The sequence below is a fragment of the Pseudomonas sp. BIGb0176 genome, assembly GCF_024810175.1.
Classification (GTDB): Bacteria; Pseudomonadota; Gammaproteobacteria; order Pseudomonadales; family Pseudomonadaceae; genus Aquipseudomonas; species Aquipseudomonas protegens.
Genome location: NZ_JANUEC010000001.1, coordinates 881053 through 896462, shown reverse-complemented (window position 1 = coordinate 896462; position 15410 = coordinate 881053). Strand labels below are relative to the sequence as shown.

18 protein-coding genes, 1 tRNA gene and 1 pseudogene are annotated in these 15410 nt (G+C 61.6%); 10 read left to right on the top strand and 10 right to left on the bottom strand.

The features are described from left to right. Window positions 1-96 precede the first annotated feature (96 nt). The 6 genes from modA to M2395_RS03825 all read left to right on the top strand — a co-directional run bounded on the left by modA (window position 97) and on the right by M2395_RS03825 (window position 6050). On the top strand, window positions 97-864 hold the full coding sequence (gene modA, locus M2395_RS03850) for a molybdate ABC transporter substrate-binding protein (protein ID WP_011061694.1): 768 nt from the start codon (window positions 97-99) through the stop codon (window positions 862-864). Continuing rightward, window positions 865-1545, top strand: coding sequence for a molybdate ABC transporter permease subunit (modB, locus tag M2395_RS03845; protein WP_015635894.1), 681 nt, complete (start codon window positions 865-867; stop codon window positions 1543-1545). It begins immediately after the preceding gene. A 4-nt stretch (window positions 1546-1549) separates the two neighbouring features. Beyond that, a complete protein-coding gene (gene modC, locus M2395_RS03840) occupies window positions 1550-2632 on the top strand; it encodes a molybdenum ABC transporter ATP-binding protein (protein ID WP_123430657.1) in 1083 nt (360 codons plus the stop codon). Window positions 2633-2712: 80 nt separating this feature from the next. After that, a complete protein-coding gene (locus M2395_RS03835) occupies window positions 2713-3750 on the top strand; it encodes a DNA topoisomerase IB (protein WP_123430656.1) in 1038 nt (345 codons plus the stop codon). Window positions 3751-3928: 178 nt separating this feature from the next. Continuing rightward, entirely contained in the window at window positions 3929-5569 is a 1641-nt protein-coding gene (locus M2395_RS03830; protein ID WP_123430655.1) for an ABC-F family ATP-binding cassette domain-containing protein, read from the top strand. 88 nt (window positions 5570-5657) lie between these two features. Then, on the top strand, window positions 5658-6050 hold the full coding sequence (locus tag M2395_RS03825; RefSeq protein WP_011061699.1) for a VOC family protein: 393 nt from the start codon (window positions 5658-5660) through the stop codon (window positions 6048-6050). 20 nt (window positions 6051-6070) lie between these two features. Here the strand turns inward: M2395_RS03825 and M2395_RS03820 are convergent, their stop codons facing one another. Together M2395_RS03820 and M2395_RS03815 are read right to left on the bottom strand one after the other, a co-directional pair. Continuing rightward, window positions 6071-6391 carry a YbjQ family protein gene (locus M2395_RS03820; RefSeq protein ID WP_011061700.1) on the bottom strand — a complete coding sequence of 107 codons (321 nt, stop codon included), beginning with the start codon at window positions 6389-6391 and terminating at the stop codon, window positions 6071-6073. Between the two features lie 123 nt (window positions 6392-6514). After that, a complete protein-coding gene (locus tag M2395_RS03815; protein ID WP_011061701.1) occupies window positions 6515-6673 on the bottom strand; it encodes a hypothetical protein in 159 nt (52 codons plus the stop codon). A 179-nt stretch (window positions 6674-6852) separates the two neighbouring features. Between M2395_RS03815 and M2395_RS03810 the strand changes: the two genes are divergently transcribed. After that, complete coding sequence (locus M2395_RS03810) at window positions 6853-7137, top strand: hypothetical protein (protein WP_015635899.1); 285 nt, start codon at window positions 6853-6855, stop codon at window positions 7135-7137. A 194-nt stretch (window positions 7138-7331) separates the two neighbouring features. Here M2395_RS03810 and M2395_RS03805 read toward each other — a convergent pair whose 3' ends face one another. Further along, on the bottom strand, window positions 7332-7718 hold the full coding sequence (locus M2395_RS03805) for an MliC family protein (protein WP_019094152.1): 387 nt from the start codon (window positions 7716-7718) through the stop codon (window positions 7332-7334). A 269-nt stretch (window positions 7719-7987) separates the two neighbouring features. Between M2395_RS03805 and M2395_RS03800 the strand changes: the two genes are divergently transcribed. Further along, a complete protein-coding gene (locus M2395_RS03800) occupies window positions 7988-8662 on the top strand; it encodes a polysaccharide lyase family 7 protein (RefSeq protein WP_123430654.1) in 675 nt (224 codons plus the stop codon). Window positions 8663-8722: 60 nt separating this feature from the next. Here M2395_RS03800 and M2395_RS03795 read toward each other — a convergent pair whose 3' ends face one another. Beyond that, window positions 8723-9322 carry an N-acetyltransferase gene (locus tag M2395_RS03795; protein ID WP_011061704.1) on the bottom strand — a complete coding sequence of 200 codons (600 nt, stop codon included), beginning with the start codon at window positions 9320-9322 and terminating at the stop codon, window positions 8723-8725. 217 nt (window positions 9323-9539) lie between these two features. On the opposite strand from M2395_RS03795, the gene M2395_RS03790 reads away from it, so the two are divergent. After that, complete coding sequence (locus M2395_RS03790; RefSeq protein WP_041774280.1) at window positions 9540-10487, top strand: hypothetical protein; 948 nt, start codon at window positions 9540-9542, stop codon at window positions 10485-10487. A gap of 71 nt (window positions 10488-10558) precedes the next feature. Here the strand turns inward: M2395_RS03790 and M2395_RS03785 are convergent, their stop codons facing one another. From M2395_RS03785 to M2395_RS03760, 6 genes and pseudogenes are all read right to left on the bottom strand, one after another. Beyond that, window positions 10559-10942: a cytochrome c gene (locus M2395_RS03785; protein ID WP_080774197.1), complete on the bottom strand. Its 384-nt coding sequence runs from the start codon at window positions 10940-10942 to the stop codon at window positions 10559-10561. A gap of 497 nt (window positions 10943-11439) precedes the next feature. After that, a complete protein-coding gene (locus M2395_RS03780) occupies window positions 11440-11760 on the bottom strand; it encodes a hypothetical protein (protein WP_041118554.1) in 321 nt (106 codons plus the stop codon). A gap of 54 nt (window positions 11761-11814) precedes the next feature. Next, window positions 11815-12079 (bottom strand): annotated as a pseudogene (locus M2395_RS03775) (hypothetical protein); the annotation flags it as partial. 782 nt (window positions 12080-12861) lie between these two features. Continuing rightward, window positions 12862-12948: transfer RNA gene (locus M2395_RS03770), tRNA-Leu, on the bottom strand. Between the two features lie 356 nt (window positions 12949-13304). Continuing rightward, window positions 13305-13505, bottom strand: coding sequence for a hypothetical protein (locus tag M2395_RS03765; protein WP_015635906.1), 201 nt, complete (start codon window positions 13503-13505; stop codon window positions 13305-13307). A gap of 268 nt (window positions 13506-13773) precedes the next feature. After that, window positions 13774-14037, bottom strand: coding sequence for a DUF1652 domain-containing protein (locus tag M2395_RS03760; protein WP_015635907.1), 264 nt, complete (start codon window positions 14035-14037; stop codon window positions 13774-13776). Between the two features lie 352 nt (window positions 14038-14389). On the opposite strand from M2395_RS03760, the gene M2395_RS03755 reads away from it, so the two are divergent. Beyond that, window positions 14390-14878: an ATP-binding protein gene (locus M2395_RS03755; protein WP_123430653.1), complete on the top strand. Its 489-nt coding sequence runs from the start codon at window positions 14390-14392 to the stop codon at window positions 14876-14878. The last annotated feature ends 532 nt before the right edge of the window (window positions 14879-15410 follow it).

Below are 15410 nucleotides of genomic sequence, written 5' to 3'. Positions count from 1 at the left end.
TATATTCCGCTATATAGCGATTCCCCCTCGCCTTGGTGCAGGCCCCTTCCAATAACTCACTGCCCAACGCATCCGTCCCCCCAATGGAGCTGTTTGATGAACCTTCGCGCCTCAGGTTTTGCCCCGACTTGCCTCGCCGCCCTGCTCGCTGTCTTCGCCCTGGGTTCGGCCCAGGCCGATGAAGTCCAGGTCGCGGTGGCCGCCAACTTCACCGCACCGATCCAGGCGATTGCCGCCGACTTCGAGAAAGACACCGGGCACAAACTGGTGGCCGCCTACGGCGCTACCGGGCAGTTCTATACCCAGATCAAGAACGGCGCGCCTTTTGAAGTCTTCCTCTCCGCCGACGACAGCACCCCGCAAAAGCTCGAAAGCGAAGGCGACATCGTCAAGGGCTCGCGCTTCACCTACGCCATCGGCACCCTGGCCCTGTGGTCGGCCAAGGACGGCTACGTTGACGCCAAGGGCCAGGTGCTCAAGGACAACCAGTACCAGCATCTGTCCATCGCCAACCCGAAAGCCGCACCTTACGGCCTGGCCGCAACCCAGGTACTGGCCAAGCTGGGCCTGACCGACAAGGTCAAGGACAAGATCGTCGAAGGCCAGAACATCACCCAGGCCTATCAGTTCGTTTCCACCGGCAATGCCGAGCTGGGCTTCGTTGCCCTGTCGCAGATCTACAAGGACGGCAAGGTCACCAGCGGTTCGGCCTGGATCGTCCCGGCCCAGATGCACGACCCGATCAAGCAGGACGCGGTCATCCTCAACAAGGGCAAGGACAACCCGGCCGCCAAGGCACTGGTGGACTACCTCAAGGGGCCAAAAGCCGCCGCGGTGATCAAGTCCTACGGCTACCAACTGTAAATGAGCCTGTCGAGTGCCGATTTTTCCGCCATCTGGCTGACCCTCAAGCTGGCGTCCCTGACCACGCTGATCCTGCTGGTGGTCGGCACTCCGATAGCCCTGTGGCTGTCGCGCACCCGCTCCTGGCTGCGGGGGCCGATCGGCGCCGTGGTGGCTCTGCCCCTGGTGCTGCCACCCACGGTGATAGGTTTCTACCTGTTGCTGGCCCTGGGGCCGAACGGTTTCTTCGGCCAGTTCACCCAGTCCCTGGGGCTGGGCACCCTGACGTTCAGTTTTGCCGGCCTGGTGCTGGGCTCGGTGATCTACTCCATGCCCTTCGTGGTACAGCCGTTGCAAAATGCCTTTTCTGCCATTGGCAGCCGTCCCCTGGAAGTGGCCGCAACCCTGCGCGCCAACCCCTGGGACACCTTTTTCACGGTGATCCTGCCCCTGGCGCGGCCAGGCTTCATCACCGCCTCGATCCTCGGCTTTGCCCACACCGTCGGCGAGTTCGGCGTGGTGCTGATGATCGGCGGCAACATCCCCAACAAGACCCGGGTGGTTTCGGTGCAGATCTACGATCACGTCGAGGCCATGGAATACGCCCAGGCCCACTGGCTGGCCGGGGCCATGCTGGTGTTCTCGTTCCTGGTGCTGCTGGCGCTGTACTCCAGCCGCAAGACCAAAGCCGGCTGGAGCTGAGCCGATGAGCATTCACGTCAAGCTGCACCTGGGCTACCAGGACTTCGCCCTGGATCTCGACCTGCAACTGCCAGGGCGCGGGGTAACAGCCTTGTATGGACATTCGGGCTCGGGCAAGACCACCTGCCTGCGCTGCATCGCTGGCCTGGAAAAAGCCGGCCGCGGGCGCATCCAGATCAACGACGAAGTCTGGCAGGACAGCCAGCGCAAGCTGTTCGTCCCGCCCCACAAGCGCTCCCTGGGCTATGTGTTCCAGGAGGCCAGCCTGTTCGCCCACCTGTCCGTGCAAGCCAACCTGGAATTCGGCCTGCGGCGCATTGCCAAGGCACAACGCCGGGTGGACATGGCCCAGGCCAGTGAACTGCTGGGCATCGGCCACCTGCTGCAGCGCCACCCGCAGCACCTTTCCGGCGGCGAGCGCCAGCGCATCGGCATTGCCCGGGCACTGCTCACCAGCCCGCGGCTGCTGCTGATGGACGAGCCCCTGGCGGCCCTGGATTCGAAACGCAAAAGCGAGATCCTGCCCTACCTGGAACGCTTGCACGACGAGCTGGATATCCCGGTGCTGTATGTCAGCCACTCCCAGGATGAAGTGGCGCGCCTGGCCGACCATATCGTCCTGCTCAGCGATGGCCGGGCCCTGGCCAGCGGCCCCGTGGGCGAGACCCTGGCGCGCCTGGACCTGCCCCTGGCCCTGGGTGACGACGCGGGCGTGGTGGTGGAAGGCCGGGTCAGCCATTACGACCCGGACTACCAGTTGCTGACCCTGCAACTGCCCGGCAGCCAGCTGACTATCCGCGTGGCCCACGAGCCTCTGGCACTGGGCAAGGCCTTGCGGTTCAAGGTCCAGGCCCGGGACGTCAGCCTGAGCCTGCAGGACAGCGAGCACAGCAGCATCCTCAACCGCCTGCCGGTAACGGTGCGCGACGAAATCCCCGCGGACAACGCCGCCCATGTGCTGGTGCGTCTGGACGTGGCGGGCAGCCCGTTGCTGGCGCGCATCACCCGCTTCTCCCGGGACCAGTTGAGCCTGCACCCCGGGCAGCAACTCTGGGCACAGATCAAGGCAGTGGCCGTCCTGGCGTAAACCGCAGAGAAAATCGGCACCCTTGGCCGAGGCCGCGGTCCATGGTCTACCGGCCCGCACTTTGCCCAGGACCTGCCGCCATGCCCGACGCTTGCGATACCCCCGCCCTGCCCGCCGACCTGCACTACACCGACGACCGCCAGCCGGGCATCCGGCGGCGCAAGCTGCGGGGCAAGTTCGTCTACTACGACGCCCAGGGCCAGCGCCTTACCCAGGCCGCCGAGGTACAGCGGATCAACGCCCTGGCGATTCCCCCGGCCTACGCTGAGGTGTGGATCTGCCCCGACCCCAAGGGCCATCTGCAGGCCACCGGCCGCGACGCAAGGGGCCGCAAGCAGTACCGCTACCACCCGCGCTGGCGCGAAGTGCGCGACGGTGACAAGTACGCTCGCCTGCTGGCGTTCGGCAACGCCTTGCCCAAGCTGCGCCGGCAGTTGCAGGCGCAATTGGCGGTGCCCGGCTTCAGCCGGGAAAAGGTCATGGCCACCTTGATCCTGCTGCTGGATGAAACCCTCATCCGCGTGGGCAACAGCCAGTATGCCCGGGACAATCGCTCCTACGGCCTGACCACGTTGCGCAACCGCCATGTACAGGTCAGCGGCAGCGCCATCCACTTCCAGTTCCGTGGCAAGAGCGGGGTCGAGCACCAGATCACCGTCAAGGACCCGCGCCTGGCACGGGTGGTCAAGCGCTGCCTGGAGTTGCCTGGGCAGCAGCTGTTCCAGTACCTGGACGAAGACGGTCAACGGCACCACGTCAGCTCGTCGGACATCAACGCCTGCCTGCAGCAACTGACCGGAGCCGACTTCACCGCCAAGGACTACCGCACCTGGGCCGGCAGCGTCCTGGCCCTGGAGCGGTTGCGCCAGCAGCCTTGGGAGCCCCAGGCCGAGGCGAAGAGACACATAGTGGCAACGGTCAAGGAAGTGGCCCGGGAACTGGGTAACACTCCGGCGGTGTGCCGCAAGTGCTACATCCATCCGGCGCTGCTGGAGCGCTTCGTCCTCGGTGAGTTGGCGCAGCTGCCCAAGGCCCGGGCCCGCCAGGGCCTGAAGGCCGAGGAAGCGGGCCTGGCGAACTTTCTGCGGCGCCTGGCAAAGGAGGCCCAACCGGGCTGACGACGGCCACCTTCGAATTTGCGTACTTGTCAGCCAGAGAATTCTGAGGTTAGGCTACGCACCTTCTTTCCCGTCCAAGGACGATTGCCGACGTGAACAACTAAGCCTTCCAAAAATGTATCCGCGATGAGCACTGCTAGCGCTCATTGGCCTGTTGCCACATTTTCCGGAGGTGCTGATGACTCACGTCACCCGGCTGCCCGCACTGGTTTCCCTGAACCAGCTGACCTATCAATTCGCCAATGGCGAAACCCTGCTTGATGCCCTGAACCTGAGTTTCGATCGCCTGCCCACGGCCATCGTCGGGCGCAATGGCGTGGGCAAGTCCCTGCTGCTGCGCCTGATCGCCGGCGACCTGCAACCCTCCTCCGGGAGCATCAGCCACACTGCCAGCGTGGCCTATGTGCCTCAGGACCCGCAGGTACAGCCGGGGCAGAGCGTGGCCCAGGTCGCCGGCCTCGCCGAGACGCTGGGCGCCCTGCAGCGCCTGGCCGACGGCAGCGCCAGCCTGGAAGACCTGCACCGGGTGGATGATCGCTGGGACCTGGCCCAGCGCCTGCGCCTGGCCCTGGATGAAGCCGGCCTGGAGCACGTGGAACCGCAGGGCCCGGCGGACGTCCTCAGCGGCGGCCAACTGGCCCGGGTGGTGCTGATCGGCGCCCTGCTGGGCAACGCCGACCTGCTGCTGCTCGACGAGCCCAGCAATCACCTGGACCGCCACGGCCGGCGCTGGCTGACGGAACAACTGCAAGGCTGGCGTGGCGGGCTGATCCTGGTCAGCCATGACCGCCAGTTGCTCATGCAGGTGCAACGCATCGTCGAACTCGGCCCCCAGGGCGCCCAGGTCTATGGCGGCAACTATGCGCTGTACCAGGCGCAGCGCCAGGCCCACAGCGAGGCGGCGCAGGCGGCGCTGGACCATGCGCGTACCCAGCGCAGCCGCGAGCACAAGCGCCTGCAACGGGAACACGACACCATCCAGCGCCACGCCGCGGCCTCGCGCCGGCACGCCAAGACCGCCAACGTCTCAGGCTTCGAACGGGCCAAGCTGCTCGGCGCCGCGCGGGACATCATGGGCCAGGTACGCCACGCCCATCAGGGGCACAAGAGCGAGCTCGACGAGCAGGTGCGCGACGCCTTTGCCCGGGTCGGCGCGCAGTCACCGACCTTGCTCACTCTGCCCGCCACCACCTTGCAGGCCGGCCAGCCGGTATTCAGTCTACTGCAGGCGCAACTGCCCTGGCTGGACCCGCAAGCCCCGGCCAGCCGCCTCACCTGCAACGTCGTCGGCCCGGCACGCATCGCCCTGGTCGGCCCCAATGGCTGCGGCAAGTCCACCTTGCTGAAGCTGCTGGCCGGCCAGTTGCAGCCACTGAGCGGCGAATGCCGAGTGGCGGTAGCCAGTGCCTATCTGGATCAGCATCTGGCGCAACTCGATCCCGCACGCTCACTGCTCGAACAACTGGGCAACGCCGCCACGCCCCTGGAGGAAAGCGCCTTGCGTACCCGCCTGGCACGCCTGCAACTGGATGCCCGGCGGGTGCTGCAACCCTGCGCGCAACTGAGCGGCGGCGAGCGCCTGAAAGCCGCCCTGGCCCTGGCCCTGTGGGGCGGCAACCCAGCCCAACTGCTGTTGCTCGACGAACCCACCAACCACCTGGACCTGGAATCGGTGCAGGCCTTCGAATGCGCCCTGCGGGACTTTCCCGGGGCCCTGGTGGTGGCCTCCCACGATCAGGCCTTTCTCCAGGCCCTGGCGCCGACCCATGAGCTGCAATGCTCGGCCCTGGGCTGGCACCTCAGGGAGCAGCAGCCATGAAACAGCGGCTTACAACGACGGGCCCTGCGCAGCCGCAGGCCCGTGCTAGATTCGCCGCCTCACAATCCATGGACAGGAGCGTCACGCCATGCAGTTCGGATACACCATCATCTACGTACCCGAAGTCGAAGGTTCCTTGCGCTTTTTCGAGCAGGCCTTTGGTTTCAAGCGGCGGTTTCTCCACGAATCCGGCACCTATGGCGAGCTGGAAACCGGCAGCACTACCCTGGCCTTCGCCGACCATGACCTGGCAGAAATGAATTTCCCGGCCGGCCATGTGGCGGCTCACTCCTCGCCCAAGCCCCTGGGCATGGAACTGGGGCTGGTCACCGCAGACGTGCAGGCGGCCCATGCCCGGGCCCTGGAGCACGGTGCCCGGGAACTGGCGCCCCCCACAAGCAAGCCCTGGGGGCAGACGGTGTCCTATGTGCGCTGCCCGGACGGCACTTTAGTGGAGCTGTGCACCCCGGTCGCGCCCTGAACGCCCGGAGGCGTTGAACGCTACTTGAGCCTGACGGCGGTGCCGGTGGCGAAGACCACTACCATGCCACCGCGCCCTGCCGGCATGCTGATCTCGAAATCCACGCCGACCACCGCATCGGCGTTGCATTGCCGGGCGCGCTCCTTGATTTCATTGGTGGCCTGTATCCGCGCTTCCTTCAGGGCGCGCTCCAGGGTCTGGGAGCGGCCGCCGAAAAAGTCGCGCATGCCGGCGAACAGGTCACGGACCACGTTGATGCCGTGGACCGATTCAGCGCTGACGATGTCCAGGTAGCTGGCAATTTCCCGGCCTTCGATATGGGCGGTGGTGGTGACAATCATGTGTTTCTCCCTTGAACGGACCACTCGCCCCGGCGCTTCGGGGCGGCAAAACCGGGGATGGTAACAGAGCCCGCCCAAGGCTTTGCCACAAACGACAGCCCCGCTCTGGAGCGGGGCTGTGGGTCACGGTTTCAAGGGACGTTCTTCATCCAGTTCCGACAGGCTTTTGCCATCATCCGGATGCTTCCAGGTCTGCGGAGGCGGCTCCTTGTGTTCAACCTCGTAGGGTGCCGTCTCATCGCTGCGTTCCTGCTCGTAAGGGCGTTGCTGTTGCGTTGCCATGCCCACCTCTCTTCCTGAAGGGATTTTTCACTTGCTTTAGCAGGTTAGAACAGATCTGCCGGTGGCTCGGGGTTTGCCGACAAAACAACGAACGTCACCAGTGCCCTGCGGTCGTAAAAGTATGGAGACGCATCGAACACACGGCGCGTGCTCCGTACTCACTCCGAAGGAGAAACGCGATGGTTACTCACTTCAAGGTCGCCGGGCACCTGGCCTGCGGTCATCACGGCACCCAACTGGCCTCCACCGGCGAGCTGAACCGGGTCAAATGCCGCAGTTGCCGAAACACCGAGGTCTACAAGGAGGCCCGACGCAACCAGCGCAATGCCGCTCGTCGGGCTGCACGCAAGGCCAAGGCCAGCCATGGCGGCCAACTCTGGCGTAACGCCTGGACCGAACGCCTGACCGCCCTGCCGGGCCTGCAGCGTCTGCCACGGGGCTTTCACGGCCAGCCCTTCGTCTGAAACCGAAGCACGCCAGCGTGCCGGCCGAGTACGGGACTGGGCAAGGTGTGCGCCCCTGAGGCGCCAGATGAAACTTCTTTCACCCAGCATCGAAAAAGCGCTGTGTATAGTCGCCTCGCTCATTCAAGCAACTACGTTCGCCCGCACTCCCCGCGGGCTTTTTTTTGCCCGCGGGAAAGTGCGTTGGCGTTTTTTCAGTCCTGCTCGAGTTCCTTGCAGTCCTTGAGCAGGGTTTGCTCCGTGGCGGTGTGGTCCGCCTCCAGGAACGAGAGCACCCCCATCTTGCCCTTGGTGTGCCAGCGGAAGCTGTTCTGCTCGTCGTCCGCCACATACAGGGCGCCGGAAGCGGAACGCGCGATGTGCATGGGGATCAACTGGTCCTTGTAATACAGCGTGGCAAACGAGGAGCCGTTGTCGATGTTCAGGTAGGCGGCGTCGATGCGCACCTGCCCTTCACACTGGTAGCGTGCTACCTGGCTCTGGTAGGCCGGCTCGGCGGTAGTGGTCTGGGCAGCCTGTGCCAACAGCGCCTGGCTTGAAGCCAGAACCGCGGCGCAGAGCATTGCAGGATGAGTTTTCATGGTGTTCCCCCAGTCGTTCAAAGATGCCCAATGGGACTGGCAGGGGCTTTTTTAGTTCAGGCTGATCAAGCCCCTCGGACCATGGTGCGGCAAAGCTCGAGAGAGAACTGCGGGTCGGTGAGGAACGGGGTCGACAGTCACATCGGCACCGCGGTCTAGCGGCTCCGGGGGCGCTCCGGGAAACAGCTCCCGCTGATGCCGCGGTCCCGCAGCCGCGAGCATCGCCCTGGACGCTGGCCCACCGACCGCCCCGACAAGGAAACCTCCACATGCCGGTAGACATCAGCACACTCGACATCGCCACCCCACTGCCCACCTCGGCCAGCACCCCTCTGGCACTGGAGCTCAACGGCAACCTCGCCCTGGCCCAATGCCCGAGCGTGATCTCGCGCCTGGCAGATGGCTCGATACAACTGTGCGCGCCGACCCGGGGCGCGGCGAGCAAAAGCACCCATCGAACCCGCTGCGAGTGGAAGGAATCCCGCTACTGGGCCCTGAGCAGCGCCGCCGATCATTGGAACCGCCAGCAGATGACCCTGACCAAGGTCAACTCGGCGCAGAAAGTGGTGGTTGCGCAAATGCATGTACGCGATGACGTGAATCCGGCCGTCAAGGTGTTCTGGGACAAGGGCACCCTGACCTATGCCCTGCGCCAGAGCTTCAACGGCGCCGACCCCAGGCCGCTACCGCTGCTCGGCGGCGTCCCGCTCGACGCGCTGTTCCAGCTCAGCATCCACTGCACCTACGCTGGGCTGATCACCATCGGCGCCAGTTGCAATGGTCAGCAAGCCAGCTCTCCCCCGCACGCCCTGGACTCGACCTGGGATGGCCAGGTATTCGACTTTCATGGCGGGATCTACAACCAGATCGATTTCACCCCCAGCACTCCGGCGGAGGATGGCTCGGCCTGCATCATCAGCCAGCTGTCGCTCAGCCACGCCTAGCACCTGGCTGGGGGGGTTGCCTTGCGGTAGTCACGCCGTCCGGGTGCTCCTGGCACCTTGTCAGGAAGGTACCTGCTCCTCGCTGCGATCACGGGGCATCAGGGCCAGGTAGTCGGCCAGCGCATCCCCGGCCAAGGGCTTGATCATGATCCGCACCTGGTGCTGCAAGCGTCCCAGCTCGATCCCGTCACGGGTACGCACCTGAGCATAACCGCAGGCATTCCAGAAGCCCTGTGCCCGGGCATTGTCCTGGACCACGCTCAAGCGCAGCCAGCGTGCGCCCTCGCCCGCAGCCCAGGCCTCCAGCTCAGCGTGCAACTGCCGGGCAAGGGAGCTGCCATGACAGGGGGTAGCCAGCATGAACAGGCCTATGTGCCAGACCCCTTGTGCCAACAGGTCGGTGACAATGCTGACGAACGCCAGCAGGCGCCCTTCACTGTCGAAGTAACCGATTTTCCACTTGTGGGTGTAGGACCAGCCCGCTGGCAGTGCATCATCGATCTCGTCGCGCGCCTCGTCCGGCTGCGGCGCTGCACCGTGGACGATATGGAAATACTCCGGGTTCTCGACAAAGAAACGCTGCAACAGCGCTGCGTCATCCAGGGTGATTTCCCTGGGCGCGAGCCCGGTTGCTGATGACGGCAGTAGCCTTGATTGCATGCTGTGGAGCCCCTGGAAAACACTAGGCCGGCAGGTCGGCGACGGATCCTAGCGTCCGGTCAGGCCCTGAGGACAGAGTTTATTTGTTGGAAAAATGTGTACCGCCCAGCGCTCGCTTCACAGCGGGCCGCCCTCGCCGCTTTGTTATGATCGGCCCTCACCATGCCCAGCGTTTATCCAGCAGGCCCGCGCCTGCGTTACCCGCGGAACCCAGCCCATGTCCAATCCCTTGTCTTCCCCTGGCTACCAGCGGCTGCTGGCCCTGCAGCAACGCATCCATGAGTTCACTCGGGAGCAAGCCGCCGAGCACGACGACACTGGCGAAGACCCGGCCGGCCCATTGTGGGCCAGCGACTACAACTACCTGGCCCTGGCGCCGATGCGTGACGGCCTGCATCTGGAGTACTACGGCGAGCTATGGGACGAGCCCTTTGCCTGGACCCTGGAATGCCTGGCAGAGCAGAGCGTGGCGGACACCCTCAGCTCGCTGCTGTTTTCCGGTGCCGATGAAGGCGCGAACGGTACCCGCGAGTGGGAGTTCAGCCCCTTGCTGGACAGTGCTGTGCAATTTCCCCGCCTCAGGTCATTGGCGATTCGCCCCACCGAACCTCAGGACCATAACGCTTCGTTGATCCAGAAGGCCGGCACCATCATGGAAGAAGCCGGTGAAATCGCCCGCTGGGTAGCAAAGACCCCGTACCTCAGCGAACTGACCCTGCCCAATGCCCCCAACGCGGACTTCTTCCAGGTCGACCTGCCACACCTTGCGCAACTGCGTATCGGCGCCCATTTCGACACCCAGGGTTTTATCGACAACCTCGCAGGCTCCAGCAACCTGCCGCGGTTGAGCAGCCTGGATTTCAGCGAATCCAGCGCACTTCAGCAAAGCTGGGCAAAAGACCGCGAGGAGCACGCCATCACGTCTTTTGCCAGCTATGAAAGATTGTTTGCCAGCCACGCGTGCGACCCATTGCGGGCGCTGCGCTTGCGCAATACCTGCCTGAGCCTGGAACAACTCGAAGCCCTGCAGCGCCAGCGACCCAAACTGCCGATCATGGTGATCCAGGCCACCACTGGCGGTTACGTGAAGAATTTCGCCCGACAGGTATTTCCCTGGCAGCACCTGGTGCAGCCCGACCCGGGCAGCGATGAGCCTCAAGGCTAAAGCCAAGATTGATTGGCCACCGTCGCGGAGCAAGTGGCTCTTGGAACGCTATGCCAGCGCATATGAAGAACTCATCGAGTCTTTGAAATCACGTCACTCATGTATTGATTCAAATCGCGAAAATCCTTAACGCTCCAAGCATGCGGGGGCACCTTCACACCGTTCTCCCGCAAAGTTCTGGGAATCAAGTCTCCATTGGGGCGCAGTATTACCGACGACACAATCACACCCGGATACTCATTGAGTCGCTTTTTAAAAGCAGGGGTCGTCAGATCGGGTGTAGGAGGATTGCTCTTATTGGCCAGCGGCCCAGTTCCCTTGATATCGGCGCCGTGACACATGGCACATCGTTGCACATAGAGACTCTTGCCATTGGTGTTGTCCGCAAAGGAAAGCGTTGCTTGAATCAGCAAGAGCCCCCCCAGCGAAGCGATGAGCAATGCTTTTATTTTCATTTTTGCATCTGGCCTTGTTGTAGAAATCAGATCCCGGAGGCGGCGCAACAACGCTCTGGGTCACATCTGAACCGAGAGTGTTGGTCAGCAACAGGCATGTGTTTGCCGGAGGTGAACTTCAGCTCAAACGCAGTTCCGCATTTCCTATGCACCCGCGGAGTGGGAAAATACCCCCAAAAAAACTGTGTATGCAATCAGCGCTATCTGTGCGGCGCTCTATCTCTCCTGCACAGAAAGACCCAGACCCGCGCCAGGAAGAACAGCCTCCGCATCGCACACGCGGCCTGGAGCAATCGATGCCTGGCTTGTAGCGTCCAACAGACGAATACATCCGTTAAGTACTACTGGGGACTTCTCGAAGGTGCTCCTCCATAGGCTTAAACCGCTCCGCGAACCTTGATCTCGGCACCTTCGAGCCGGTACTCCCCAGCAGCAGACTCCACCAGCCCCAGTCATAAGGACTGGAGGGGCAATGGAACCGTGAACGCGTTGGAGGATTACTGTCGGAGGTTAGGCTGGGTGGGAATCAGGTCCTGAACTTGAGCGCAAGAGTAGGTGTTGGAGTAGTCATGGAAACGTGGTTTTATTTCGGCGCCATAGGTCACGCACTGGAACGCCGACGAACCTTTTTGCAAGATCAGAAAGTGCACCAGGCCGACCCGTGCTGGCGCCTGGTAGGCCGCCTTGACTTCATAGCCGCTACGCAGCAACTCGCTGACCGGAGTGGTGTCGTCCGCCAGGGAAAATGGGCTAGCGCCTACGAGGCCCAGCAGGGAGATGCTCAGAGAGATTTTTGCAATACGCTTGGTGATTGGCATGAATCCGTCATCCATGAATGGAAAACGCCAAGTTACCTAAATTCAGCAACCCCGTCACGATCCCGGCCCTACCGAATTGCAGAATTTGGCGACCTGAGGAGCAGTTTGAACAATCAGCACCCTATGAAACTCCATGCCTTCCAGAGAAGCGCCCTCGGCCAATCGATAGACGAACTCCTTGTGCCTCGCACACGACACTAAAATGGCCATCGCGGTCATAACTGGCGAGCACGTAAGGGCAGATACAAATGGTTTCGCTAAATGGCACCTGCACTTCGGCGGTCTTACGAGCGCGACGGGTGACCGTGAGGGGCGCAAGCCCTTCTCTGCCGCAAGAGCATGCCAAGTATTCGAGCGCTGAGTTGAATTACCCGCCTACTCGACAACGAGTGACAGTGTGATCTATCAATCAAGATCAAGTTGCCGACATGCTATCCGGCACACGCTCTTGATCGCCTGATCAAGTAGTAGGCGATCCCCAAGGCAATGATTGCGGGCCCCACGTTATCGAGCTTTGTAGCACCATCGGCCAAATGTCGCCCGGCCTGCACGACCATGAGGGCAGCACCGACATACAGGATCGCCACCTTAAAACGCTTCCAGCTCATTTAGTCCTCCCGTTTTGGAAGTGAACGTACCAGAACACCTTCACCCTTCTAAACGACCCATTAGTTTGCCGCCAGCACAAAAGGCTGCACCTGCATGGAAGATCACCACGAGCCACAACTGCGCATACGCCCGGTGCCACTTCCAAGTGCGTGTCGAAACTGATCGTGGCAGAAGATGCCCCCCGATGACGGAGGCGATGTTACGCAGGAGGTTTCATATGGCCAGAACGGCCACTGGAGTTGAAAAAGCCTACTCAAGATGCGCGTTTTGCGCGCCAAGGCTGGCAAAGACAACGCTGAATCGAGCGACAATATCATGCACGCCAAAGATCAACTTGGAGATACCACCGTAGTGATGACCCGAACAGTACACGCGCACCCGTAAAGGCAAGAAGGTCTCACCCTCAAAGTGAATTGCGGAGCAGTATTTGAAATTGCGGAGCAGTTCAGGATAAGGCTCACTCAAAAAAACCGTGCAAGCCCTTGAAATAGATGGTGCCCGAAGCCGGAATCGAACCGGCACGCCCTTACGAGCGGGGGATTTTAAGTCCCATGCGTCTACCAGTTTCGCCATTCGGGCGGTAGCGCGATAACGCGGCACTGGAACATTCAATCGGCATCAGGCCGTCCAGTGCTTGAAGCAGGGAGTGGAATATATACATCCAGTCCTTGTGAAGCAAGGTCGAAGCCGGCAAAAAAGCCCGGTTCCCGACTCACTATCGAGGGTAAAAAAACACGGTAAATCAGAGATCTACAGCGTCATTCCGAGGTTCAACCAGGGGCCGCACGGCCTCTCGCCAATTCCCTCCGCGGCGGCAAGACTAACATGGCGCCATAAGCCAACCAACTGATTTTTAAAGACTTATCCTGAAGTGACAGCCTCGGACGAAGCTCCTGCCAGCAATGTCCAGCAAGAGCTTCCTCCCCGGGCAGCCCTCAAGCTTGCGCGGAAAAACTCAAGGAGAGCTTGAGCGCGTCGTCCTTGGCGACCGCCTGCTCGGCCTCCAGATGCGCCGCGAACTCCTGCTCCACAGGCGCCTCGGGACCTTTGACTTGAGCAACCGAGCGGTTGTGTTCCAGTACTTTCGAGAGTTGGGCGTAGCTGTAGTTGGCGGGAGGCGTATTGCCGATGTTCATGAAGACCTTCCTTGAATGGGTAAAGACCAAGCCAGGTGCAGAAAGCCTCGAGCACCGCCCGAGTTGCGCACCCTTGGGTGAAAATGGCGAGGGAGGTTAACAGCTATAACCAGAAAGACGTACATCAAGCGCCTGTGGAGTTCGCCCAGTACAGATGACCTCGCCATCCATGAACCGGTAAAGAGTCATAGATACTGGGCGAACGCTGTAACGCTATGCCCTCGCAATGACATGTTCAACTGTCAGCAATACGCGCCTCCCCGCCCCCTCAGCCGGCGTAGTGGGTGAAGGCCCCGGCAAAGGCTCGGCGCCCTGCCCGCAATTCGGTACGCAGCTCGCCAATCAGATTGGAAATGTCGCGCACGCTGGTGAGTTCGGCAGTGGAGACACCGGTGAGCAGCAAGTCCACCCGGCCCGACTCTGCATCGTAGATCTTGATGGTCAGCGAGCCGTTGGGGTTCAGGGCGCAGGCGCAGGACAGCGGGAGAAAGCCGGACTCCAATATGTGGCAAAGCTCGCTGGTAGAGAGCATGGCTTCTCGCCTGTATGGGGGAGGTGAAGTTCGCCCGTTCAGGATAGGCCTGTATGCGCTTTTGTGTATCAGAAAAAACACAGAGAAATGTTAACTGCCCCGCAGTTATCGAATGCCTGCGCAATGCCTCAGCGCTTCGAAATGATGAAGGCTTGTGCATGGCCGGGCTGTTTTTTTTCGTGGCGACTCTGTAGTTTCCACAACATGAACCCGATCCCCCGGCCTGGCCTCGCAGCGATTATTACCCCCTTCATCAGCAAGGTGGGCTAGCGGCCGTCCAGGCTGTCAAGAACCCGCCTCGGAGGCGGGGTTGACCACCACTCTTCTGAGGCAACTACCCCAGGAGAAAACCATGAAGCACTCATCACCCGCCGTACTGCATTTACTGTGCGGCAAGATCGCCTCGGGCAAGTCCACCCTGTCCAGGCAGCTGGCAGAGGCGCACGGTAGCGTCCTGATCTCTGAAGACCAGTGGCTGGCAGGCCTGTATCCGGAGCAGATTCATTCGATCGCCGACTACCTGCTCCACGCCCAGCGCCTGGCAAGTGTGCTGGAACCACTGGTGATCGCCATGTTGCGCGCTGGAACCTGTGTCGTCCTGGACTTTCCCGCCAATACCGTCGCCCAGCGAACCTGGCTGCGAGCGCTGGCGGACCAGGCCGGCACCCCTCATCAATTGCATGTACTGGATGTGGATGAAGCCCAGTGCAAGGCAAGGCTGCGCGAGCGCAATCGTCTGGGCGATCACCCGTTTGCCGCCAGCGACGAGCAGTTCGAACGGATTAGCCGCTACTTCGTGCCGCCTCAGGAGGAGGAAGGGCTGCACATCGTCCGGCACTAGGCGTATCGGCAGTCACGGTCGGGTGAGCCAGGTGCCCGATCGTGAATCCTGTGCATCCAGCTCATGGGAAAAGTGGCCCGTGACAAATTCCAGGCAAAAAAAAGCCCAAGTAGCTGATGGACACTTGGGGCTAAAAATGCATAAACCGTGGTAGGTGAACGCAGGGCTATAGTAACGGAATCGTACATTCTGTAACAACATATTTTGAGAAAAAAACCACAAATAAAATCACCTAAGTCATTAAATATCCACACTTTTTTTGAGTCTTTGGATTTCAGGACAGATTTCTGGAAGGCCTCCATCAGTGTTGGAGCCGCGAAAAAAAGGTGCCAGCCATGCACCTGCAATGCTTCGTGAAGCATTCAACAAAATAGCGTTGAAAATTCACAGAATCGCAACAGACAGATAACAGCAGCCACCTTAAATTGCTGGCACCCGTCCGAATGGAATGTGCCGGTATGAATGAATTTCTTGATGCCCTGCCCTTGCTGCTCTGCCTGACGACCTTCGCCTGGTGCTGCTGGGGCTAGAA

What these genes read in the sequence shown, in the direction of transcription:
- modA (WP_011061694.1), top strand. Translation starts at nt 97, where the DNA reads ATGAACCTTCGCGCCTCAGGTTTTGCCCCGACTTGCCTCGCCGCCCTG.
- M2395_RS03795 (WP_011061704.1), bottom strand. Translation starts at nt 9,322, where the DNA reads ATGCAATCAAGGCTACTGCCGTCATCAGCAACCGGGCTCGCGCCCAGG.
- M2395_RS03805 (WP_019094152.1), bottom strand. Translation starts at nt 7,718, where the DNA reads ATGAAAACTCATCCTGCAATGCTCTGCGCCGCGGTTCTGGCTTCAAGC.
- M2395_RS03835 (WP_123430656.1), top strand. Translation starts at nt 2,713, where the DNA reads ATGCCCGACGCTTGCGATACCCCCGCCCTGCCCGCCGACCTGCACTAC.
- modC (WP_123430657.1), top strand. Translation starts at nt 1,550, where the DNA reads ATGAGCATTCACGTCAAGCTGCACCTGGGCTACCAGGACTTCGCCCTG.
- M2395_RS03760 (WP_015635907.1), bottom strand. Translation starts at nt 14,037, where the DNA reads ATGCTCTCTACCAGCGAGCTTTGCCACATATTGGAGTCCGGCTTTCTC.
- M2395_RS03755 (WP_123430653.1), top strand. Translation starts at nt 14,390, where the DNA reads ATGAAGCACTCATCACCCGCCGTACTGCATTTACTGTGCGGCAAGATC.
- M2395_RS03780 (WP_041118554.1), bottom strand. Translation starts at nt 11,760, where the DNA reads ATGCCAATCACCAAGCGTATTGCAAAAATCTCTCTGAGCATCTCCCTG.
- M2395_RS03765 (WP_015635906.1), bottom strand. Translation starts at nt 13,505, where the DNA reads ATGAACATCGGCAATACGCCTCCCGCCAACTACAGCTACGCCCAACTC.
- M2395_RS03790 (WP_041774280.1), top strand. Translation starts at nt 9,540, where the DNA reads ATGTCCAATCCCTTGTCTTCCCCTGGCTACCAGCGGCTGCTGGCCCTG.
- M2395_RS03785 (WP_080774197.1), bottom strand. Translation starts at nt 10,942, where the DNA reads ATGAAAATAAAAGCATTGCTCATCGCTTCGCTGGGGGGGCTCTTGCTG.
- M2395_RS03815 (WP_011061701.1), bottom strand. Translation starts at nt 6,673, where the DNA reads ATGGCAACGCAACAGCAACGCCCTTACGAGCAGGAACGCAGCGATGAG.
- M2395_RS03830 (WP_123430655.1), top strand. Translation starts at nt 3,929, where the DNA reads ATGACTCACGTCACCCGGCTGCCCGCACTGGTTTCCCTGAACCAGCTG.
- modB (WP_015635894.1), top strand. Translation starts at nt 865, where the DNA reads ATGAGCCTGTCGAGTGCCGATTTTTCCGCCATCTGGCTGACCCTCAAG.
- M2395_RS03825 (WP_011061699.1), top strand. Translation starts at nt 5,658, where the DNA reads ATGCAGTTCGGATACACCATCATCTACGTACCCGAAGTCGAAGGTTCC.
- M2395_RS03820 (WP_011061700.1), bottom strand. Translation starts at nt 6,391, where the DNA reads ATGATTGTCACCACCACCGCCCATATCGAAGGCCGGGAAATTGCCAGC.
- M2395_RS03800 (WP_123430654.1), top strand. Translation starts at nt 7,988, where the DNA reads ATGCCGGTAGACATCAGCACACTCGACATCGCCACCCCACTGCCCACC.
- M2395_RS03810 (WP_015635899.1), top strand. Translation starts at nt 6,853, where the DNA reads ATGGTTACTCACTTCAAGGTCGCCGGGCACCTGGCCTGCGGTCATCAC.